The sequence below is a fragment of the Burkholderia sp. AU32262 genome, from assembly GCF_020419985.1.
In the GTDB taxonomy this organism is placed as follows: domain Bacteria; phylum Pseudomonadota; class Gammaproteobacteria; order Burkholderiales; family Burkholderiaceae; genus Burkholderia; species Burkholderia semiarida.
In genome coordinates this window covers 192153-213814 of sequence record NZ_JAIZRS010000010.1, presented here as the reverse complement: position 1 = coordinate 213814, position 21662 = coordinate 192153, and the positions used below count along the sequence as shown (strand labels likewise).

General features: G+C 67.1%; 18 protein-coding genes and 1 pseudogene. 13 read left to right on the top strand and 6 right to left on the bottom strand.

What is annotated here, in order from left to right; all coding sequences use genetic code 11:
- Both LGN10_RS14940 and LGN10_RS14935 read right to left on the bottom strand, forming a co-directional pair.
- Positions 1-1078 (bottom strand): filamentous hemagglutinin N-terminal domain-containing protein (locus LGN10_RS14940; protein ID WP_226224091.1); only part of this gene is annotated, 1078 nt, incomplete at its 3' end.
- Positions 1079-1491: 413 nt separating this feature from the next.
- A complete protein-coding gene (locus LGN10_RS14935) occupies positions 1492-1968 on the bottom strand; it encodes an OsmC family protein (protein ID WP_226224090.1) in 477 nt (158 codons plus the stop codon).
- Positions 1969-2098: 130 nt separating this feature from the next.
- Here LGN10_RS14935 and LGN10_RS14930 point away from each other — a divergent pair, with 130 nt between their 5' ends.
- On the top strand, positions 2099-2740 hold the full coding sequence (locus tag LGN10_RS14930; protein WP_059581559.1) for a GntR family transcriptional regulator: 642 nt from the start codon (positions 2099-2101) through the stop codon (positions 2738-2740).
- Between the two features lie 26 nt (positions 2741-2766).
- On the opposite strand, the gene LGN10_RS14925 is transcribed toward LGN10_RS14930, so the two are convergent.
- Positions 2767-3792 carry a LacI family DNA-binding transcriptional regulator gene (locus LGN10_RS14925; RefSeq protein ID WP_226224089.1) on the bottom strand — a complete coding sequence of 342 codons (1026 nt, stop codon included), beginning with the start codon at positions 3790-3792 and terminating at the stop codon, positions 2767-2769.
- Between the two features lie 189 nt (positions 3793-3981).
- Between LGN10_RS14925 and LGN10_RS14920 the strand changes: the two genes are divergently transcribed.
- From LGN10_RS14920 to LGN10_RS14900, 5 genes are all read left to right on the top strand, one after another.
- The gene (locus LGN10_RS14920; protein WP_226224088.1) at positions 3982-5139 is read left to right on the top strand and encodes an ABC transporter ATP-binding protein; all 1158 of its coding nucleotides are present in this window, start codon (positions 3982-3984) and stop codon (positions 5137-5139) included.
- Positions 5140-5148: 9 nt separating this feature from the next.
- Positions 5149-7140 carry a beta-galactosidase gene (locus LGN10_RS14915; protein ID WP_226224087.1) on the top strand — a complete coding sequence of 664 codons (1992 nt, stop codon included), beginning with the start codon at positions 5149-5151 and terminating at the stop codon, positions 7138-7140.
- A gap of 66 nt (positions 7141-7206) precedes the next feature.
- Positions 7207-8466 (top strand): ABC transporter substrate-binding protein, encoded by a 1260-nt coding sequence (locus LGN10_RS14910; RefSeq protein ID WP_060011175.1) that lies wholly within the window; start codon positions 7207-7209, stop codon positions 8464-8466.
- Between the two features lie 54 nt (positions 8467-8520).
- Positions 8521-9465, top strand: a complete 945-nt coding sequence (locus LGN10_RS14905; RefSeq protein ID WP_059644526.1) for a carbohydrate ABC transporter permease — start codon at positions 8521-8523, stop codon at positions 9463-9465.
- Positions 9466-9486: 21 nt separating this feature from the next.
- On the top strand, positions 9487-10338 hold the full coding sequence (locus LGN10_RS14900; RefSeq protein WP_006482683.1) for a carbohydrate ABC transporter permease: 852 nt from the start codon (positions 9487-9489) through the stop codon (positions 10336-10338).
- A 246-nt stretch (positions 10339-10584) separates the two neighbouring features.
- On the opposite strand, the gene LGN10_RS14895 is transcribed toward LGN10_RS14900, so the two are convergent.
- Together LGN10_RS14895 and LGN10_RS14890 are read right to left on the bottom strand one after the other, a co-directional pair.
- Positions 10585-10968: a hypothetical protein gene (locus tag LGN10_RS14895; RefSeq protein WP_060011169.1), complete on the bottom strand. Its 384-nt coding sequence runs from the start codon at positions 10966-10968 to the stop codon at positions 10585-10587.
- Positions 10969-11140: 172 nt separating this feature from the next.
- Entirely contained in the window at positions 11141-12604 is a 1464-nt protein-coding gene (locus LGN10_RS14890) for a DEAD/DEAH box helicase (protein ID WP_226224086.1), read from the bottom strand.
- Positions 12605-12640: 36 nt separating this feature from the next.
- Between LGN10_RS14890 and LGN10_RS14885 the strand changes: the two are divergent.
- The 7 genes and pseudogenes from LGN10_RS14885 to LGN10_RS14855 all read left to right on the top strand — a co-directional run.
- Positions 12641-12944, top strand: a pseudogene (locus LGN10_RS14885) (hypothetical protein); the annotation flags it as partial.
- Positions 12945-12972: 28 nt separating this feature from the next.
- Positions 12973-13377, top strand: a complete 405-nt coding sequence (locus LGN10_RS14880; protein ID WP_059581533.1) for a GlcG/HbpS family heme-binding protein — start codon at positions 12973-12975, stop codon at positions 13375-13377.
- A gap of 39 nt (positions 13378-13416) precedes the next feature.
- Positions 13417-15591, top strand: a complete 2175-nt coding sequence (locus LGN10_RS14875; RefSeq protein WP_226224084.1) for a malate synthase G — start codon at positions 13417-13419, stop codon at positions 15589-15591.
- 573 nt (positions 15592-16164) lie between these two features.
- Positions 16165-17733, top strand: coding sequence for a sensor domain-containing diguanylate cyclase (locus LGN10_RS14870; RefSeq protein WP_059581528.1), 1569 nt, complete (start codon positions 16165-16167; stop codon positions 17731-17733).
- 179 nt (positions 17734-17912) lie between these two features.
- Positions 17913-19298, top strand: coding sequence for a cache domain-containing protein (locus LGN10_RS14865; RefSeq protein WP_226224083.1), 1386 nt, complete (start codon positions 17913-17915; stop codon positions 19296-19298).
- A gap of 31 nt (positions 19299-19329) precedes the next feature.
- The gene (locus LGN10_RS14860) at positions 19330-19974 is read left to right on the top strand and encodes a response regulator (RefSeq protein WP_059581523.1); all 645 of its coding nucleotides are present in this window, start codon (positions 19330-19332) and stop codon (positions 19972-19974) included.
- Positions 19975-20321: 347 nt separating this feature from the next.
- Positions 20322-20540, top strand: coding sequence for a hypothetical protein (locus LGN10_RS14855; RefSeq protein WP_081059309.1), 219 nt, complete (start codon positions 20322-20324; stop codon positions 20538-20540).
- A 249-nt stretch (positions 20541-20789) separates the two neighbouring features.
- On the opposite strand, the gene LGN10_RS14850 is transcribed toward LGN10_RS14855, so the two are convergent.
- Positions 20790-21386 carry a phospholipid-binding protein MlaC gene (locus tag LGN10_RS14850; protein ID WP_059581520.1) on the bottom strand — a complete coding sequence of 199 codons (597 nt, stop codon included), beginning with the start codon at positions 21384-21386 and terminating at the stop codon, positions 20790-20792.
- Positions 21387-21662 lie beyond the last annotated feature (276 nt).

Genomic DNA, 21662 nt, shown 5'->3' with positions numbered 1-21662 from the left:
GCGCGTACGTGGTGCCGCTATTCTGAATTCCGCCGGTAGCCGACAGTGCGAGATTGCCGCTCGCCGTGGTCTTGCCCGTGAGCACGAGCCGACCGTTCGATTGCAGCGTCAGGTCACCGGCCTGCGCCGCGATCGTGCCAGCGTTGGCCACCCCGACACCGAACTCGTTGGACGCCAGGAAGATCCGATTACTATACATACCGCCTAACTGGCTCACGTCGATCGCGACTGACGGAGCGGGGCCGTCGCCGGCGATCGGCGTCGCGGCAAGCGTGTCGTGGTTGACTTGGGCCGCGCCGGCGATCACGTTCAGGTTCTTCGCGTAGACCGCCGCGTTCACCTGTACCGCGCGAGCAATAAGATCCACCTGATCGGTACCGGTTGCATTCAAACCGGCACCCGAGACGGTCACGAGCCCGCGGTTGACGTTGTAACCGGCGAGCGAACCATCGGCGCCGTAGTACGGCGCGCCCGTTGTGAGGGTTGCGCGACTGGTGTTGATGAAGGACGCGCCATCAAGATAAATGCCCGACGGATTCGCGAGGACGAGCTCCGCCCGGGAGCCGGCGATCTCCAAAGCGCCACGAATTTGGGAAGGATTCGGACTGTTGACCTGGTTGACGATGATCCTCGCAGCCTGCCCGGCTCCGTAATTCGGGTTGCCGTTGATCCAGCCCGCCTGCTGCGTCTGAACCATCGTGGCCGAGTTGTTCAGGATCGCGCCAGCCTTTTGTACGTCGAACTGGTTGTAGGTGTTGACCGAGACGCCCGCATTCGACGGTCGCGCCACGTTGACTTGAGGCAAGCCGTTCGGCGTCTGGATCACGTGCGTGCTGGTGCCCGGCGTCGGAACGATCTGCGCATCGGACAAGGTGGGGAACATGCCAAGCGCAGCAACGCCCGCTGCTACGACGTGCACACCGGATATCGGCGAGCGTCGACGTGCGCGCACCTCGGCTGTTGCGTATTTGCCCTCGGCGGTCGCCGTCTCCGCGACGGCCACCACGATACCCCGAAGCCTGGAATACACCAGGCGATGCGAATTTTGTTCACTCTCGTTGACGCGGCCCGCGTCCATTCGTTGGATTATCGAGCGTGAGCGTACCAAAGCACTGGTAAATCACTGTCAACAATTGCTAAGCCGTTGAAGAAACACCACAAATTGTGAATTTCGGATGCGTCTGATTGACATGCGCCGTGGACATTTCCTGTCAGATACGTAAGGCATACTGACGGACAATCGGACTGACTTTTCGCATAAATTTTGTTTCCCGATTTCTCTCGCACGACTCCCGTCCGAAAATAATCGTTATCGTATGCAGTCAATTAAACAAGAGGCATTCGACATCGATGGCCCGCCCGTAGCCCACTCTGTCACAACAAACGGGCGTATATCGGAAGCACGACTCGCATCGCTATCCCGAGCGTCCATGCAGGCGCATTGATCTGCTCGAAAATGTCCGGCTACGAACGAGGACTGATTGCTCCGAGCTAGGCTGCCTCGACCTCGATCACCGGCTCGCAACGAATCGGAAAATTGACCGAATTCGCGATATAGCACTTCGCATGCGCATCGTGATGCAGCCGCTTGGCGAGCGCGCGATCGTCGCCCGCCCGGATCGTCACCCGCGGGCGCAGCACGATTTCAGTGAAGCGCCCCGCTTCGGCGCTGTCGACCATCGTGCCTTCCGCGTGGTCGACGTAGGCCAGCACGCGGATGCCGGCCTCGGCGCACAGATGCAGATACCAGAGCTCGTGGCATGCCGATGCCGACGCGAGCAGCAGATCTTCGGGGTTCCAGCGCGCGGCGTCGCCGCGGAACGCCGGGTCCGACGAACCGGGGATATCCGGCTTCGAACCGGCCCGGATCACATGATCGCGACCGTACTCGCGATAGCCGGACGTGCCGGTGCCGCGATTGCCCGTCCACTCCACCGCGACGCGATACCGGTGTTCGCCAGATGCCATTTCGCTCTCCATTGAGGTTGGTTGCCCCACCGGGCCGAACACCGTTGCGTGCAGCCCGTCGATGGTCGCCATTGTGGCACTGGATGGCCGTTTGGTATACCATTATTCCAAAATCAACGAACAGGCACGCATGGAAGCCAAACTCGACTCCACGGCGGACGCGATCGCCGCGTCGCTGCGCGACATGATCATCAACGGCGAACTGGCGGCCGGCGAGCGGCTCGTCGAGCGCGACCTGGCCGAGCGGTTCGGCATCAGCCGGATCCCGATGCGCGAGGCGATCCAGCGGCTGGAGCGCGAAGGTTTGCTCGATATCTTCCGGAATCGCGGCGCCGTCGTGCGGATGCTGAGCGCATCGGACGTGCAGGAAATCTATGATCTGCGCGTGCTGCTCGAAGGCGATGCAATCTACCGCAGCGTGAAGCGGCTCGACGACGAAACGCTCGCGCGCGCCGAACTCGTGCATCGGCTGCTCGGCGATGCAACCGCGCCGCGCCGGCAGGGCGAGCTGAACCGTGAATTCCACGCATTGCTGTATTCGTGCTGCGGCAACGCGCGGCAGTTGAAGTCGATCGCCGAACTGCGCGGCCAGGTCGAACGTTACGAGCGCCTGCAGGCCACGCTGCTCGCGGACACACCGTCGTTCCAGGTCGAGCACGAAGCGATTCTGCAGGCATGTCGCGAACGCAATGCACGCGCGGCACGCGCGATGACGGTCGCGCATCTCGAGTCGGCAAGAAACATCGTGCTGCGGCTCGTCGAAGGCGGCTGAGGCGGCGCACGACCGCCCGCGCCTCGCTATGCCGCGTGCGGTACCGGCCCCGTCGTCCCGCGCACCGCCAGCGTCGGCGGTGACGCGACCCGCACGCGCGATGCGTCTCCACCCTGCCCGCCCGCCTCGCGCAGCGTATTGAGCAATTCGACCGCGAGGCCGGCCGCCTCGGCGGTCGGGATCGCGACGGTCGTCAGCGTGGGCCGCGTGTCGCGGGCGAGATGGATGTCGGTGATGCCGACGATCGACAGATCGTCGGGCACGCGCCGGCCGCGATCGGCGGCCGCATGCATCGCGCCGATCGCCGGCAGGTCGTTGGTCGCGACGAGCGCGGTCAACCGCGGGTGCGCATCGAGCAGCCGGCCCGCCGCACGCAGCCCGCCTTCGATCGAATCATGCTCGGCCGCGACGATCGATGCGTCGAGCCCCGCGTCGCGCATCACGTCGACGAAGCCGTCGTAGCGCGCCGCCTGCACGCCGCTCGCCGCGCCGCCGACGATCACGCCGATCTTCTCGTGACCGAGCTCGAGCAGATGCCGCGTCGCGATCCGTCCGGCCTCGCGGAAATCGATCGCCACGCACGGCAGGCCGTCGGGCGGCGCGTCGGGCCGCTCCCACAGGCACAGCACGATCGGCACGCCGCGCCGCGCGACGTCGAGCAGATCCGGCAGGTGCAGGTTCGCATTGGTCACGAGAATCCCCTCGGAGATCGTGCCGGCGATCTGGTCGAGATACGCGCGCCCCTGCAACGGGTCTTCATTCGTATTGCAGACGATCAGGAACTGCCCGTTGCGGCGCACCGCGCGCTCGACCGCCAGCGCGAACTCCGGATAGAACGGGTTCGCGATACTCGATACCATCAACGCGACCGTCGGCGCACGCCCTTCGGCCAGCGCCCGCGCGGCGAGATGCGGCCGGTAGCCGAGCGCGTCGATCGCTTCGAGCACGCGCGCCCGCGTCGCGTCGCCGACCCGCCCGCGGCCGCGCAGCACATTCGACACCGTCGCGGCCGTCACGCCGGCGCGGCGCGCCACTTCTTCCAGTGTTGCCATCGTTTGCCCACTATATGAGACGTCGATCCAGTATTTGCTTCGCTCACCGAAGCGGCGCACTATCGCCGCACACCTTGCCGCCCGACCGACGGGCGCGACTCGGCCGCGATCGCATCGCCTCTTTTTTTGATCGCGATGATTAAGCGCTTAATCAAGCAGGATGGCGCATTAAAACATGGAGCGGAGACAATGGCGAGCATCTCGATGCGGCGCGTGCAGAAAGCCTACGGCGAGCACGCGCCGGTCATTCGCGACGTCGATCTGGAGATCGGCGCGCACGAGTTCTGCGTGTTTCTCGGGCCGTCCGGGTGCGGGAAATCGACGCTGCTGCGCATGATCGCGGGGCTCGAGGATCTGAGCGCGGGCGAGCTGTCGATCGACGGCCGCCGCGTCGACGACGTGCCGGCCGCCGAGCGCGGCGTCGCGATGGTGTTCCAGAGCTACGCGCTGTTTCCGCACATGACGGTGTACGAGAACATGGCGTTCGGGCTGAAGCTCGCGCGCGTGCCGAAGGCCGAGATCGACCGGAAGGTGCGCGACGCCGCGCGCATCCTGCAGCTCGACGCGCTGCTCGAGCGCAAGCCGAAGGCGCTGTCGGGCGGCCAGCGGCAACGCGTCGCGATCGGCCGCGCGATCGTGCGCGAGCCCGGCGTGTTCCTGTTCGACGAGCCGCTGTCGAACCTCGACGCGGCGCTGCGCGGCCAGACCCGCATCGAGATCGCGCGGCTGCACCGGCAGTTCGAGCGCGCGAGCGTCGTCTACGTGACGCACGACCAGACCGAGGCGATGACGCTCGCCGACAAGATCGTACTGCTGCATGCCGGCGCCGACACCGCGCAACACGGCAGCATCGCGCAAGTGGGCGCGCCGCTCGACCTCTATCACCACCCTGCCAGCCGCTTCGTCGCCGGCTTCATCGGCTCGCCGCGCATGAATTTCCTGCCGGCCGTCGTGACCGCGTGCGACGCGCGGCGCACGAGCGTCACGCTCGTGCCGTCCGGCGAAACCTTCGTGCTGCCGCGCGACGGCTCGGCGCTCGGCGCCGGCACGGCCGTGACGCTCGGCATCCGCCCCGAACACCTGACGCTCGGCGCCGCGCCCGACGCGACGACGCTCGCGCGCGACGTCGTGCTCGTCGAACGCCTGGGCGAACAGACCTACGTGCACCTCGACCAGCCCGGCCAGCCCGACGCCACGCCGCTGATCGCGAAGGTGCCCGGCGACGCGCAGGTCCGCACCGGCGAACGCGTGCACGTGCACGCGCCGGCCGCGGCCTGTCACCTGTTCACCGAAGACGGCCGCGCGGTGCCCGCGTGCGCCGACCTTCCCGTCCACCACTACGCATAAGGATCGGGCGTGCGCCTCGGAGTCTGTTACTACCCGGAACACTGGCCGGAATCGATGTGGGCCGACGATGCCCGCCGGATGAAAGCGCTCGGTATCGAGCAGGTGCGGATCGCCGAATTCGCGTGGAGCCGCATCGAGCCGTCTCCCGGCGAATACGACTGGGGCTGGCTCGACCGTGCGGTCGACGTGCTCGGCGCGGCCGGCCTCGAGATCGTGATGTGCACGCCGACCGCCACGCCGCCGAAATGGCTGGTCGACCGCCATCCCGACATTCTCGCGATCGGCGCCGACGGCCGGCCGCGCGCGTTCGGCTCACGCCGCCACTACGATTTCTCGTCGCCGACCTATCTCGAAGCGTCGCGCCAGATCTGCACGGCGGTTGCCGAACGCTACGGCCGCCACCCGGCCGTGCGCTACTGGCAGACCGACAACGAGCTGGGCTGCCACCAGACGGTCGTCAGCTATTCGCCGGCCGCGCTCGTGCGCTTCCGTGCATGGCTGAAGGCGCGCTACGGCACGATCGATGCGCTGAACCGCGCGTGGGGCACCGTGTTCTGGAGCATGGAGTATCGCCATTTCGACGAAGTGGACGCGCCCGTGGGCACCGTGACCGAAGCCCATCCGTCGCATCGCCTCGACTACCGGCGCTTCGCGTCCGACGAGCTCGCGCGCTATCACCGGATGCAGGTCGACGTGATCCGCGCGCACTCGCCGGGCCGGCCGGTCGCGCACAACTTCATGCAGCTGTTCACCGAGTTCGATCACTACGAGGTCGCGCGCGACCTCGACGTCGCGACGTGGGACAGCTACCCGCTCGGCGCGCTCGAGGAGCTGTGGTTCGCGCCCGACGTGAAGGCGCGCTGGCTGCGCACCGGCCATCCGGATTTCGCATCGTTCAATCACGACCTGTACCGCGGCATGTCGAAGCGGCCGTTCTGGGTGATGGAACAGCAACCGGGCCCCGTGAACTGGGCGCACTGGAACCCCGCGCCGCTGCCGGGCATGGTGCGGCTGTGGAGCTGGGAAGCGTTCGCGCACGGCGCCGGTTGCGTGTCGTACTTCCGCTGGCGGCAGGCGCCGTTCGCGCAGGAGCAGATGCATGCGGGCCTGCACACGCCCGACGACAGGCTCGACGAAGGCGGGCGCGAAGCGCAGCGCGTCGCGCGGGAAATCGCCGCCGTGCTCGACGCCGGCCCGGATGCCGACGCGAACGGTGCGGTGCGTGCGCCCGTCGCGCTCGTGTTCGACTATGAAGCGAAGTGGCTGTTCGAAGTGCAGCCGCAAGGCGCCGATTTCCACTACCCGCGCTTCGCGTTCGAGTACTACTCGGCGCTGCGCTCGCTCGGCCTCGACGTCGACATCGTGTCCGCGCATGCACCGCTCGACGGCTATCGGCTCGTCGTCGTGCCGCCGCTGCCGATCGTCCCGGACGATTTCGCGTCGCGGCTCGCCGCATCGGGTGCGCACGCGGTGTTCGGCCCGCGCACCGGCTCGAAAACCGCCGACCTGCAGATTCCGCCGGCGCTGCCGCCCGGCCCGCTCGCGTCGATCCTGCCGGTGCGTGTGTGGCGCGTCGAATCGCTGCGGCCGAACCTGACCGAACGGATCGACGGCACGCTACGCGACGGGTCGCCGCTCACGGGCGCGGCGCGCCACTGGCGCGACTTCGTCGAGCTGCACGACGACACGCGCAGCGTCGTGCACGCGCGCTTCGCCGACGGCCATCCGGCCTGCCTATCGCACGGTACGCTGCATTACTGGGCCGCGCTGTTCGACGATGCGACCACCGTGCGCCTGTTCGCCGATATCGCGGCCGAAGCCGGCCTGGCCCCGACGCCGCTCGGCGACGCCGTGCGCGTGAGCCGCCGCGGCGGCCTGACCTACGTCTTCAACTACGGCGACACACCGCACGCGATCGACGCGGTACCGCCGTCGGCGTTCGTGCTCGGCGCCGCGCAGGTCGAGCCGCAAGGCGTCGCCGTGTATCGAAGCCGTTCGTAGCAACCGCCCCGGTGCGAAGACGCGCCGGTCACGCACAAACAACGACACACAGGACTGGAGACACTCATGACCCATCGCCCCCTTCGCGTCGCTGCCCGCCTGGCGACCGTCGCCGCCATCGCATCCGCATCGTTCGGCGCCGCGGCGCCCGCCGATGCCGGCACGCTGACGATCAACATCGCGTTCAAGGGCGCGAGCCAGCGCGCCGTGTGGCAGTCGACGATCGAAGCGTTCCACAAGGCGCATCCCGACATCGACGTGAAGCCGACCTTCGTCGACGAGGAAGCGTACAAGGTGCAGCTCCCCGCGTGGCTCACGACCGTCGCGCCGGACGTCGTGAACTGGCACGCGGGCGAGCGGATGGCGTACTACGCGAAGCGCGGGCTGTTCGAGGACCTGAGCGGCGACTGGACGAAAAACGGCTGGGACGCGATGTACGCGTCGACGCGCAGCGCCTCGTCGTACAACGGCAAGCAGTACGCGGCTCCGACCGTCTACTACTCGTGGGGGCTGTTCTACCGCAAGGACCTGTTCCGCAAGGTCGGCATCGCCGACGAGCCGAAGACGTGGGACCAGTTTCTCGATGCGTGCAGGAAGCTGAAGGCGGCCGGCATCACGCCAATCGCGATCGGCGGCCGCGACGCGTGGACGCTCGCCGGCTGGTTCGACTATCTCGACCTGCGCCTGAACGGCAACGCGTTCCACCAGCAGCTGATGGCCGGCGACGTGCCGTACACCGACCCGCGCGTGAAGAAGGTCTACACGACGTGGAAATCGCTGATCGATGCCGGCTACTTCATCGACAACGCGCTGTCCTACGATCTCGACGGCGCGCAGCCGTTCCTGTTCCAGGGCAAGGCCGCGATGATGCTGATGGGCACCTTCATCGCGGCGGGTTTCCCGCCCAACGTGAAACCGGAAATGGGCTACTACCGCTTCCCGATCATCGACCCGAAGGTGCCGACCGCCGAGGACGGCCCGGTCGAATCGCTGCACATCCCGACCAAGGCGAAGAACAAGGCCGACGCGCATACGTTCCTCGCATTCGTCGAAACGCCCGAGATCGGCGCGAAGCTCGCCGAAGGGCTCGGCTCGCTGTCGGCCAACAGCAAGTCGCCCGAGCCGGCCGATCCGATCTCGCGCATCGGCTTCCGGATCCTCGCCGACACGAAGGGCGGCGTCGCGCAGTTCTACGACCGCGACATGACCAAGGAAATGGCCGACGAGGGGATGAAGGGCATGCAGCAGTTCGTCGCGAATCCCGCGCAGCTCGATACGGTGCTCGCGCAACTCGAACAGACCCGCAAGCGGATCTACAAGAAGTGATCGCGTGACCCAACCGGCGGCCGCGCGCCGCCGTGTCCGTTCAGGAGGCTTGCCGTGTCCAGTCCGACCACGTCCACCCCGCGCGACGGCACCGCGCCGCCGCCGCGCGGCTCGTCCGCCAGCGCATTGCGCGCCCGCCGCCCGTCGCCCGCCGTGCGGCGGCAACGGCGCGCCGCGTGGCTCTTTCTCGCGCCGGCCTGCGCGATGGTTGCCGTCTATGTGATCTGGCCGATCCTGTCGACGTTGTCGCTGAGCCTGTACAACTGGGACGGGATGACCGAGCGCACCTTCGTCGGCCTCGCGAACTACGCGGAGCTGCTGCATGCGCCGACGTTCTACACGGCGCTGCGCAACAACGTGATCTGGCTCCTGCTGTTCATGCTCGCGCCGCCGCTCGGCCTCGCGCTCGCGCTGTACCTGAACCAGGCGGTCGGCGGTATCCGGCTCGTGAAGTCGCTGTTCTTCGCGCCGTTCGTGCTCTCGGGCGTGGTGGTCGGCCTGATCTTCTCGTGGTTCTACGATCCGACCTTCGGCCTGCTCGCGCTGCTCGCCGGGCATGGGATCCCGGTGCTCGGCGACGCGCGCTACGCGACGTTCGGCATCGTGTTCGCCGCGCTGTGGCCGCAAACGGCGTACTGCATGATCCTGTACCTGACCGGCCTCACGTCGGTCAACCCGGAACAGATCGAAGCCGCGCGGATGGAAGGCGCGCGCGGCTTCGCGCTGCTGTGGCACGTCGTGCTGCCGCAACTGCGGCCGACCACCTTCATGGCGATCGTCGTCACCGTGATCGGCGCGCTGCGCAGCTTCGACCTGATCTCGGTGATGACGGGCGGCGGTCCGTTCGAAAGCTCGACCGTGCTCGCGTATTACATGTACGACCAGGCGATCAAGTACTACCGGCTCGGCTATTCCGCGTCGATCGCGGTCGTGCTGTTCGCGATCATGCTCGTCTACATCGTGTTCCAGTTGCGCCGCATGCTGCGCAACGAACAGTGACCTTTCGGGAGTTCACTCATCATGTTTCCGACACCCGTTGCCCACTGGAAGCCGGTATCGCGCCGGCTGTACAAGCTGTCGCTGCCCGTCGCGCTCGTGATCTGGCTGCTGCCGATGATCGCGGTGTTCGTCACGTCGGTGCGCTCGACCGAGGAACTCGTCGAAGGTCACTACTGGGGCTGGCCGCGCCGCTTCGCGATGATCGAGAACTATCGCGACGCGCTGACGACGTCGCCGATGCTCCATTATTTCTGGAACAGCGTGCAGATCACCGTGCCGTCGGTCATCGGCTCGATCGCGCTCGCGGCGATGGCCGGCTTCGCGCTCGCGACCTACCGGTTTCGCGGCAATACCGCGCTGTTCGGCACGTTCGTCGCCGGCAACTTCGTGCCGGTGCAGGTGCTGATGATTCCGGTGCGCGACCTGTCGCTGCGGCTCGGCGTGTTCAATACCGTCGAAGCGCTGATCCTGTTTCATGTCGCGTTTCAGACGGGGTTCTGCACGCTGTTCCTGCGCAACTTCATCAAGCAGTTGCCGTTCGAGCTGATCGAGGCGGCGCGCATCGAGGGCGCGGGCGAATGGACGGTGTTCTGGCGCATCGTGCTGCCGCTGATCCGGCCGGCGCTGGCCGCGCTCGCGATTCTGGTGTTCACGTTCGTGTGGAACGATTACTTCTGGGCGCTGTGTCTCACCCAGGGCGACGAGGCGGCGCCGATCACGGCGGGCGTCGCGGCGCTGAAGGGGCAATGGACGACGTCGTGGAATCTCGTATCGGCCGGATCGATTCTCGCCGCGCTGCCGTCGGTCGCGATGTTCTTCGCGATGCAGAAGCATTTCGTCGCGGGGCTCACGTTCGGCGCGACGAAAGGCTGAGCGCGCGCCGATCGCGTTTTCGGATCTCCCCCTCCGCATCGTGAGGTTGCCCGCTTCGGCGGGCTTTTTTCATGCGTCGCGGGTTCGGTGGATCTCGTTTGGCAACCCTGGCCCGCCGTTCAGCTTCAACACCGTCCACGAATCGGATGAGCGAGAAGACTGATATGAACGGCGAGCGTCCGATACGTGGTGCGGAGCCGACCTTCAAAACGGCGCGCCCAACGTACCGGCGAATGACAAACCCGGTCAGAGATCTCCGCGCACTTCACCCGTTCCCAGCGCGTTCCGCTGCCGGTTGACTTCCGCCCACAGTTCATCGCTATCGTCGTCGCGCAGCACGACCATCCAGTCCAGTTGATCGTCGGTCACGCCGAAGTACTCCAGAATTTCCCGCCGAACCCCATCGATGAACTGCGCGTATTCCGGCGTGGCCTGCGCTCGCGCGTGCAGGGCGTCGTATTCCGCATCGTCCACGCCGCCGCCGTGCTCGTCGATATAGCGCGAGATCCACTGGTCTCGTTCGTGGTCGTAATCGGCTTCGGCGCGCATCGCTTGCACGGCCGTGTAGAAATCCAGCTGGGCAAACGCGGCGATCGCCGCCGTTGTCGCCTCGTCGAATGTCGTCGTCATTCCATCTCTCACTTCAGTCATCGCACATCATCGGCCACGCCGCGAAGCTTCTATCGCGGGCGGTTTCAGGTCGCTCACGAGAAACCCGGCAGCGCTGTTCCGAACCACCCGTATGCATTCACGGCATCGGACGGCTCAATCGTATCGGGCACGTCGAAAGCGAAGGATCGGGCTATCTGGATGGTTTGCCAGGTTTGCCACGACCGCCCGCGGATTTGCCCGCCATGTTGCTCGCAGCCTTCCCCGTCGCCGGTTTGCCCGCCGGTTTGCCGCGCGGCTTGTGCACGCTGAACGGGCTGCCGATGGTGTAGTCCGTTCCCGTGCCGACGGCTGGTTTCGCCTGCTGCGCCGCGGGCTTGCGCTTGCCTTCGCTCCGTTGCGCTGGCGGCTTCTTGCCCGGCGCCTGCCTGGCGACCGGCACGGCTTGCGGCACTTTGGGCTTCTTCGGCTTTTTGGGTTTCTTGATGATCTGACCCGTCGCGCTGGTTTCCGGCACGCGGTGTTCGGCTTCGAAACCCGGCTCTTCTTCCCGCCGCAGCGTCTGCCGGATCAGCGCTTCGATCGCGGCCAATTGCGGCGCTTCATCGGCGCACACGAGGGACACCGCCACCCCGCTGGCACCTGCGCGGCCGGTACGGCCGATACGGTGCACGTAGTCTTGCGCGACGATCGGCAGATCGACGTTGATCACCAGCGGCAGATCGTCGATATCCAGCCCGCGCGCCGCCACATCGGTGGCGACCAGCATCTGCACCTCACCCGTCTTGAAGCGCTCCAGCGCACGCAAACGCGCGGGTTGCGGCTTGTCGCCGTGGATCGTATCGACCGCATAGCCGGCTTTCTCCAGCATGAGCGCCAGATAATCGACGCCATTGCGGGTCTTGACGAACACCAGCGCGTGTTCCCACTTGTTTTGGGCCACCAGGTGCATGAAGAGCTCTGGCTTGTTCCGCTTGTCGACCGTCACCACCCACTGCTTGATCTTGCTGGCCGTGGCGTTGGGCGGGCTGACGCTGATATCGACCGGGCTGCGCAGAATGCTCGCGGCCATCTTGCGGATTTCGTCCGAAAACGTGGCCGAGAACAGCAGCGTCTGGCGCCTGGCGGGCAACGCGGCAAAGACCGCGTCGAGTTCGCGCGCGAAGCCGAGATCGAGCATGCGGTCGGCTTCATCGAGCACGAGCGTCTGCACCTGATCGAACTGCACGGCGTTCTGGCGATTGAGGTCGAGCAAACGGCCGGGCGTCGCCACGAGCACGTCGACGCCCTTGCGCAGCTTCATCATCTGCGGATTGATGCTCACGCCGCCGTAGGCGGCCAGAAATCGCAGATCGAGGCCTTTGCCGTACTCGACGAAGCTTTGCAGCACCTGCTCGGCCAGTTCACGTGTCGGCACCAGCACCAGCACGCGCGCACGGTTGCTGGATACCGCCGGGCCGTGTTGCGCCAGCCGTTGCAACAGCGGCAGCGCGAAACCGGCCGTCTTGCCGGTACCGGTCTGTGCGGCGGCCATGACGTCCTTGCCGCCGAGCACGGCGGGAATCGCCTTGGCCTGCACCGGCGTGGGTGTCTGGTAATTGAGGCCCTGCAGATTACGCAGCAACGGCTCGATCAGGCCAAGCGAGGCAAAAGACATGGACATGTTCCGGGCTAAAACCGCAATTCTAGCGGTTACCGCGCCGGCCAAGCGCCCGCTCACGTCCGGCCGTCGAGCCGCAACGTCGACGCGGTGGCCCGCGATCGAAGCCGGCGCGGCAGCGATCGCCGCCGACCGCAAGCGGCGGCGGCAAGTTCATGAAGGAATACGGCGGCCTGTCGCGCTCCGACCCCGTCCATGCGGAGAAGGCGCGCGCGCGTCGGCGCGCTCGCGGCCGGACCTGATTGTCACCGCCAACGTCGGCTGCCAGACTCATCGGAATGGCGCGAGCCGCACACCCGTGCGCCACTGGATCGAGCGCGTCGACAACCGGCTGGTGGACCGGCCGCCTATTCCGGAGGGAAGCCATGCAAACGAAACCCGAACTCGAACTGGCCGATGCCGAGCGCATGCTCGCCGCGGCCCGCGCGGAAGCGGAACGCCACGGCTGGGCCGTGTCGATCGCCGTCGTCGACGACGGCGGCCACCTGCTCGCGTTCGCGCGGCTGAACGGCGCATCGCCGGCCAGCAGCTGCATCGCGCAGGACAAGGCGCGCGCGGCGGCGCTCGGCCGTCGCGAGACGAAGGCGTATGAGGATATGATCAACGGTGGCCGCACCGCGTTTCTGAGCGCGCCGCTGACGGGGTTGCTCGAAGGCGGCGTGCCGGTCACGGTCGGCGGCCGGATCGCGGGCGCGATCGGCGTGTCTGGCGTAAAGTCCGAACAGGACGCGCAGATCGCCCGCGCCGGCACACAGAGCGTCGCGGAATAACCAGCCAAACCGCACGCATTTTCCCCGGGAGGATTCACGATGATCGACCAAGCAGGACTGCAAGTCGCGCCAGCGCTGAGCCAGTTCATTGAAAACGAAGCGCTGCCGGGCACCGGCATCGACAAGGCCGCGTTCTGGAGCGGTTTCTCGGCCCTGGTGCACGACCTCGCGCCGCGCAACCGCGAGCTGCTCGCCGAACGCGACCGCCTGCAGCAGGAACTCGACGCGTGGCATCGCGCGCACCCCGGCCCGGTACGCGACCATGCCGCGTATCGTGCATTCCTCGAACAAATCGGCTACCTCGTGCCGGTCCCGTCGAACGTCGCCGCAACCACCGCGAACGTCGACAGCGAGATCGCCACGCAGGCCGGCCCGCAGCTCGTCGTGCCGCTGTCGAACGCGCGCTATGCACTGAACGCCGCGAACGCGCGCTGGGGCAGCCTGTACGACGCGCTGTACGGCACCGACGCGCTGCCGGAAGACGGCGGCGCCGAACGCACCGCGGCCTACAACCCGACGCGCTGCCAGCGCGTGATCGACTACGCGCGCGACGTGCTCGACAACGCCGCGCCGCTCGCGAGCGGCTCGCACCGCGACGCGCTGCGCTACCGCGTGCAGGACGGCCAGCTCACGGTGGAAACCGCGAAGGGCGACGTCGGGCTCGCGCAGCCTGCGCAGTTCGTCGGCTACCAGGGCGCGGCCGGTGCGCCGTCCGCGATCCTGCTCAAGCACAACGGCCTGCACCTCGAGATCCAGATCGATGCATCCACGCCGATCGGCCGCGCCGATCTCGCGAACGTGAAGGACGTCGTGCTCGAAGCCGCGGTCAGCACGATCATCGACTGCGAGGATTCGGTCGCGGCGGTCGACGCGGACGACAAGGTCCAGCTCTACCGCAACTGGCTCGGCCTGATGCAGGGCACGCTGGTCGAGGAAGTCGCGAAGGGCGGCAAGACCTTCACGCGCCGGCTGAACGCCGATCGCGAGTACACGACGCCCGCCGGCGGCACGCTGTCGCTGCACGGCCGCTCGCTGCTGTTCGTGCGCAACGTCGGCCACCTGATGACCAACGGCGCGGTGCTCGACCGCGACGGCAACGAGATTCCGGAAGGCATCCTCGACGGCGTCGTCACGACGCTGTGCGCGCTGCACGACCTGAAGGCGAAGCGCAACTCGCGCACGGGCTCGATCTACATCGTGAAGCCGAAGATGCACGGCCCGGCCGAAGTCGCGTTCGCCGACACGCTGTTCGCGCGCATCGAGGATCTGTACGGCCTGCCGCGCAACACGCTGAAGATGGGCATCATGGACGAGGAACGCCGCACCAGCGTGAACCTCGCCGCATGTATCGCCGCCGCCGCCGCGCGCGTCGCGTTCATCAACACCGGCTTCCTCGATCGCACCGGCGACGAGATGCACACCGCGATGGAAGCGGGCCCGATGATCCGCAAGGGCGACATGAAATCGTCGGCGTGGATTCAGTCGTACGAGCGCAACAACGTGCTCGCGGGCCTGTCGGCCGGCCTGCGCGGCCGCGCGCAGATCGGCAAGGGCATGTGGGCGATGCCGGACCTGATGCACGCGATGCTCGAGCAGAAGATCGCGCATCCGCGCGCCGGCGCGAACACCGCCTGGGTGCCGTCGCCGACCGCGGCGACGCTGCACGCGCTGCACTACCACCTCGTTGACGTGCAGGCCGTCCAGCAGGCACTCGAGAAAACGCCGTACGCGAGCGAGCGCGACGCGCTGCTCGAAGGGCTGCTGACCGTGCCGGTCGTCGAGCGCGCCGCGTGGAGCGAGGCCGAGATCCTGAGCGAGGTCGAGAACAACGCGCAGGGCATCCTCGGCTACGTCGTGCGCTGGGTCGAACAGGGCGTGGGCTGCTCGAAGGTGCCGGACATCCACGACGTCGGCCTGATGGAAGATCGCGCGACGCTGCGCATCTCGAGCCAGCACATCGCGAACTGGCTGCGCCACGGCGTGATCACCGAGGCGTTCGTGCTCGACGTGTTCAAGCGGATGGCTCGCGTCGTCGACCAGCAGAACGCCGGCGATCCGAACTATCGTCCGATGGCGCCCGATTACGACCGGTCGACCGCGTTCAAGGCCGCGTGCGCGCTCGCGCTGCAAGGCACGTCGCAGCCGAGCGGCTATACCGAGCCGCTGCTGCACCGGTTCCGGCTCGCGTTCAAGGCGCAGCAGCACGGCGCATGAACCTGCGCATGCGGGCTCGTCCCGCATGCCGGGCGCCGCATGCCGGTGGTACACCGGCCTTGCGAAACGGGCGGCCCTCGCGGCTGCCCGTTTTCACATGGGTATTCACCCGATCGTTGAAACCGATAATCGGCGCATATCGCGCGCTTTCGCGTGCGACGCCCGCCCGCCGTTAATCCGCCGATCCGCCGGTATCCGCGGCCGGAAGCCGCGCGAACTTTCCCGCCGCACCGCAATGCCTTGCTCAGCAACGATCCGCCCGATATTTGCAAGCGCGGGATTACCCCATAATTTGACCCCGATCAAGCGGCCGCAACATTTTCCGCGCACGCAAACACGCGCGTTATACTCCGTGGCATTCGCATCGCGCGATTTGTCAGATCGTCGAATTGCAGCCGATGTTACCTATGAATATCGGGTTTATCTGGCCGCGGTTGTCGATAATCGGTGCCCGTTTTCTCCGCTGGACGGAAGGTATGCACGGGCAGGGCTGCGCACCGGGTCGCCACCGGTAGCCATACGAACAATCGCATCGGCACGCCGCCCGGCGACGATGCCCCCGATCCACGGACCATGGCCGAAACCAACTACGCAATGCCCAGCGAATCCGGCGTGACGAGCCGTATCGCCGCTCATCTGCGCCGGTTGTTGCTGCCGCACCTGATCTTCTACACGGGGCTGCTGATCGCGCTGATCCTGCTGCTCTTGTGCGCGATCGTGCTGTACGAAGGCCGTATCGACGCGCGCGACCGCTCGCGCAGCATGCAGCAGAACCTCGCGCTGATGGCGGCGTGGGACATCGAACGCAACATCGAGATCTATTCGCTGTCGCTGCAGGCGGTCGTCGACGGCGCGAACGACCCCGAGGTCGCCAGGCTGCCGATGCCGCTGCGCCGCCAGGTGCTGTTCGACCGCTCGACGACGGCCAAGTACCTCGGCGGCATCTACGTGCTCGACGCGAAAGGCGACATCGCGGTCGACGGCATGAGCGACGTGCCGCGCAAGGCCAACTTCGGCAACGAGCCGTACTTCGCCGTGCACCGCGACCGCCCCGACGTCGGCCTGTACGTCAGCCCCCCGTATCATTCGCGGCTGCGCGGCGGCTCGCCGAGCATCGCGCTCAGCCGGCGGATCACGCGGCCCGACGGGTCGTTCGGCGGCGTCGCGGTAATGTCGATCCGGCTCGAATATTTCCAGAACCTGTTCTCGCGCCTGTCGCTCGGCGATCGCGGCTCGGTCGCGCTGATCAACACGGACGGCAGGATGGTCGCGCGCGAGCCGTACGACCCCAGGATCGTCGGCCGCGACATCAGCCGCGCGAGTACGTTCCGGCAATTCATGACCGCCAGCGAAGGCAGCTTCGCCGACACCGCGTCGATCGACGGCGTGCGGCGCCTGTACGTGTTCCGGCACCTCGATCACCTGCCGCTCATCGTCATGGTCGCGCGCTCGGAAGCGGACACCTACGCCGCGTGGTACGACCGTGCGATCCCGATCGGCTCCGCGATGGTGGCGCTTGCGATCGGCTTCGTCGGCCTGTCGCTGCTGCTCGACGTGCAACTGCGCAAACGCCATCGCGCCGAAACCGAGCTGCAGGCGCTCGCGCGCACCGATGGCCTGACGGGCCTCGACAACCGCCGGATGCTCGACGTCACGCTCGCGCGTGAATGGCGGCGCGCCGCGCGCTCGCAACATCCGCTGTCGCTGCTGTTCATCGACGTCGATTACTTCAAGCACTATAACGACACGCAGGGCCACCAGGCCGGCGACGACGCGCTCGCCGCGGTCGGCCACTGCATCGCCGGCTGCCTGCGCCGCCCGGCCGACTATGCGGCGCGCTACGGCGGCGAGGAATTCGTCGTGGTGCTGCCGGACATCGATAGCGACGGCGCGGCGACGATCGCCGAAACGATCCGCACCGGCATCCTCGATCTCGGCATCCGGCACGACGCCGGCACGGTCGGCCGGCTGACCGTGAGCATCGGCGTGACGACCAGTTATCCCGAACGCGACGACAACATCCAGGCCGCGCTGAAGCTCGCCGACGATGCGCTGTATCGGGCGAAGGAAGGCGGGCGCAACCGCGTCGTCGTGCAGACGGCGGCCACGCCGCCCGTCGATCTCGAATCGCGGCGGGCCTGAGCGTACGAGCAGCGGCGGGGCAGCCGCCGTCCGCCTGCAAAATCGCCGACAATATCGGCTCGATACGCCGCCGCGCGGCCGATGCGCCCGGCCGGCCCGCGCCTGTCGGCAGCACCCCGGCCGCGCCTAGCCGGCCGCGCCTGGCCGGCCGCGCCGCTTCACGGCCGCTTCGCACCACCATGAGACTCAAGGCAAAGATCTTCCTTCTGGCCATCGTGCCGTTCCTGCTCACGATCGCCGGCATCGGCTTCGGCGTGCGCCACCAGGCGACGTCGCTCGCGCGCACGCAGCACGCGACGATCCAGGCCGCGTACCTGTCGAGCAAGGAAGTCGAGCTGAAACACTACGTCGAGCTCGCGACGAGCGCGATCATGCCGCTCTACGACGCGAGCGGCCGCAATGCGCGCGACGACGCGCTGCTGCGCACGCAGGCGCTCGCGATGCTGCAGAAGATGGATTTCGGCCCCGACGGCTATTTCTTCGTCTACGACCTGCACGGCAATTCGCTGATGCATCCGCGCGAGCCGGAGCGCGTCGGCCACAACTTCTGGTCGATGCGCGACCCGCAGGGCGCGCTCACCATCCAGAAGCTGATCGGCGCGGCGTCGCAGGGCGGCGGCTACGTGCGCTACGCATGGCAGCGGCCGTCGACGGGCCGCGTCGCGCCGAAGCTCGGCTACGTCGTCGCGCTCGAGCGCTGGGGCTGGATGGTCGGCACCGGCATCTATCTCGACGACGTCGACACCGCGCTGCAGCGCATCGACGCGCGCGCGTCCGCGAACATCGAGCGCACGATGAGCTGGCTGACCGCGATCGCGCTCACCGGCGCGGCGGCGATCGCCGTGTGCGCGCTGGTGCTGAACGTCAGCGAGTCGCGCAGCGCCGACGCGAAGCTGAAGCTGCTCGCGCAGCGCGTCGTCGAATCGCAGGAGCAGGAACGCGCGCGGCTGTCGCGCGAGCTGCACGACGGGATCAGCCAGATGATGGTGTCCGCGAAGCTGATGCTCGAATCCGCGCTCGCGCGCTTCGAGCGCGGCACGTCGCGCGTGCCCGAAGCCGAGCAGGCGCTCGCGTCGGGCGTCGGGCGGCTCGGCGACACGCTGCGCGAAGTCCGGCGCATCTCGCATGCGCTGCGGCCGTCGATGCTGGACGATCTCGGCCTCGCGGCCGCGCTCGAACAACTCGTGCGCGAGCTCGGCGCCGAAAGCGGCATCGACATCGGCTATACGCAGGTCGCGCACAGCGGCACGCGGCCGCTGCCCGAAGCCGTCAATACCGCGCTGTTCCGGATCGCGCAGGAAGCGCTGAGCAACATCGTGCATCATGCGCGGGCGTCGCGCGCGGCCGTCACGCTCGACGTCGGCGCGCAATCCGTCACGCTGACCATTGCCGACAACGGCTGCGGCTTCGACGCCGAACGTTCACAGGCCGACGCGCGCCGCGGCATCGGCCTGCGCAACATGCGCGAACGCCTCGACGCGCTCGGCGGCACACTGACGATCACGTCGCAGGTCGGCCACACCGTCGTGGCCGCGCGCGTGCCGCTGCGGCGTGCCGCCGCCTGAGCACGCGCACCCTAACCGGAGACTTTTGCCCATGAGCGCCCCCGATACCGCCCGGCCCGCCGCGCGACTGCTGCTCGTCGACGATCACCCGCTCGTGCGCGACGGCTTGCGGATGCGGCTCGAAGCCGCCGACCTGTCGGTGGTCGGCGAGGCCGGCAACGCGGACGAGGCGCTCGCGCTCGCCGCGTCGCTCGAACCCGATCTCGCGCTGATGGACGTCGGCATGAACGGAATGAACGGCATCACGCTCGCGGGCGTGTTCCACGAGCGTTTTCCGGGCATTCGCGTGCTGATGCTGTCGATGCACGACAACATCGAATACGTGACGCAGGCGGTGCGCGCCGGCGCGAGCGGCTATCTGCTGAAGGATTCGCCCGCGAGCGAGATCGTCCGCGCGATCGGGGCGGTTCTGGCCGGCCAGACGTTCTTCAGCGAAGGGCTCGCCGCACGGATGATCCAGGCCAGCGCGACGGCGTCGCCGCTGGACCGGTTGACGCCGCGCGAACGCGACATCCTCGACATGCTGGCCGAAGGGCTGTCGAGCAAGCAGATCGCGCAGCAGACGGGGCTGTCGGTGCGCACGGTCGAGACGCATCGGCTCAACCTGAAGCGCAAGCTGGAGATCGAAGGGCAGGCCGAGCTGATCAAGTTCGCGGTCGAGCATCGGCGGCGGTAGGGTGACACCGGGGCGGCTTGCACCCCCGCGCCAAGACCGTCGCGCGAACGGCGACAAACCCGCAGCGGGCAGTACGCCAGCGCGTCTGCCTTGCGCCACGCGCAATTCGCCCGTCCGATTTCATACTTGTCCAATCGCCCCCTCGCTGGATAGATGACACTATTCCGGTGGCCACGACGTTCGAATCGAATGCTGGTGGCACGCAAACGGCCATCTACGTGCCCTACAGCCTTCAATTGCATTTGAAAATGCATCCCGAAATATTCGACGCGGAAAATCCGGCGCGTGCAACGTATGCGCGCAAAGGGCTCGCGTGTACTCGCCGCCGATATAGCTGAGGTCGCAACGTGAAACTGGGTTCGTACGCGTGGTGGAAGGACCGGTTACTGCTTTTGCTGGTTGCGTTTTTGTGCGCCGGGCTGGCGAGCGCGTTTGCCCGAATGTCGGGAAAGAATGCACCGACGATCATCCTGGCAATTACCGTCTTCGCGCTGCTTATCGATAACCGCAGGCTTCGCAAGGCGCTGCGGCAAGTCACCGACGAAAATCGACGACGCGAGCCGTGAGCGGGGCATGCCGCACGGCGGTCATTCGTGCCATGGCGAGGCAGCCGCCGGATGACGGAACCTGCCGTCCGGCGCTTTGCCGAACGGATTGTCACCGCAGACTCGCAGCGTCCGGCCCGGCATCGATTGGCTTGCGAGGCGGGCGGATATTGCCCGGCCACGGCGCAATGTGAAACGCCCCGGCAGCATCCGCGGCCGGGGCGTCATGTTTTGCGAGCCGCATTTCAGTCGCGCATCGCGCGGCAGCCGTCAATTCGTCCGCGAGTTGTGCTTCTGCAGATACGCGATCAGGCCGTCGATCCCGCCCGCCGCGAGCTGGCTCTTGAACTGGCCCTGGTAGACCTGGATCAGCCACGCACCCGACATGTCGATGTCGTAGATCTTCCAGTCGTTGCCGACCTTGCCGAGACGATAGCCGACCGACTGGCTGTCGCCCGGCGTCGTCACCGTCGACTGCACGAGCGCGTCGGCGCCCGAAGCGCCGCCCGGCTTGAACGAGAACTTCGCGTCCTGGTTGCCGAGCTGCGCGAGCGACGCGGCGTAGGTGCGCGTCATCAGCAGCCTGAACTGCTTGTACAGCTCCTGCTGCTGTTGCGGCGTGGCCTGCTTCCACGCGTCGCCGACCGCGATGCGGGTCGTGCGCTCGAAGTTCGTCACGGGCAGGAAGCGCTGCTCGACGACTTGCGTGATTTTCGCCATGTCACCGCCGCGCGCGGCCGGATCGGCCTTCATCGCATTGACGGTGCCCTCGACCGCCGTGCGGACGACATCGACCGGCGCGCTCTGCGCGAAAGCGGAAACCGACACGGCGGCCGCCGCGACGAAAGCAAACAGATGACGTTTCATACGAATTTCGCACTCGATGGAAAAAAACGGCCGGCTCTTTGCATCGGCCGGTGGAGCAAAGTATACCGGGCCCGACGCCCCGGTGCCGCCCGGTGACCGACTGTTACCTTTCAGCGCCGTTTGTCACAGGCGCTCGGCCGCATGTCGGCGCGTCGCCGCGCCCCATTATGTAAATATCCCCATACAAATGAACCGACCGCGCACTCCGATTGCGACGCCGGAAGCAAATATCCTTCCCGCCCCGAATCTCCCCACCGTCACGACCGTCGCCGCGCC

Bases quoted from the DNA above. Each gene is read 5' to 3' on its own strand.
- LGN10_RS14870 (WP_059581528.1), top strand. From the start codon at position 16,165: ATGGCCGAAACCAACTACGCAATGCCCAGCGAATCCGGCGTGACGAGC.
- LGN10_RS14925 (WP_226224089.1), bottom strand. From the start codon at position 3,792: ATGGCAACACTGGAAGAAGTGGCGCGCCGCGCCGGCGTGACGGCCGCG.
- LGN10_RS14865 (WP_226224083.1), top strand. From the start codon at position 17,913: ATGAGACTCAAGGCAAAGATCTTCCTTCTGGCCATCGTGCCGTTCCTG.
- LGN10_RS14920 (WP_226224088.1), top strand. From the start codon at position 3,982: ATGGCGAGCATCTCGATGCGGCGCGTGCAGAAAGCCTACGGCGAGCAC.
- LGN10_RS14935 (WP_226224090.1), bottom strand. From the start codon at position 1,968: ATGGCATCTGGCGAACACCGGTATCGCGTCGCGGTGGAGTGGACGGGC.
- LGN10_RS14880 (WP_059581533.1), top strand. From the start codon at position 12,973: ATGCAAACGAAACCCGAACTCGAACTGGCCGATGCCGAGCGCATGCTC.
- LGN10_RS14890 (WP_226224086.1), bottom strand. From the start codon at position 12,604: ATGTCTTTTGCCTCGCTTGGCCTGATCGAGCCGTTGCTGCGTAATCTG.
- LGN10_RS14930 (WP_059581559.1), top strand. From the start codon at position 2,099: ATGGAAGCCAAACTCGACTCCACGGCGGACGCGATCGCCGCGTCGCTG.
- LGN10_RS14900 (WP_006482683.1), top strand. From the start codon at position 9,487: ATGTTTCCGACACCCGTTGCCCACTGGAAGCCGGTATCGCGCCGGCTG.
- LGN10_RS14860 (WP_059581523.1), top strand. From the start codon at position 19,330: ATGAGCGCCCCCGATACCGCCCGGCCCGCCGCGCGACTGCTGCTCGTC.
- LGN10_RS14875 (WP_226224084.1), top strand. From the start codon at position 13,417: ATGATCGACCAAGCAGGACTGCAAGTCGCGCCAGCGCTGAGCCAGTTC.
- LGN10_RS14895 (WP_060011169.1), bottom strand. From the start codon at position 10,968: ATGACGACGACATTCGACGAGGCGACAACGGCGGCGATCGCCGCGTTT.
- LGN10_RS14850 (WP_059581520.1), bottom strand. From the start codon at position 21,386: ATGAAACGTCATCTGTTTGCTTTCGTCGCGGCGGCCGCCGTGTCGGTT.
- LGN10_RS14910 (WP_060011175.1), top strand. From the start codon at position 7,207: ATGACCCATCGCCCCCTTCGCGTCGCTGCCCGCCTGGCGACCGTCGCC.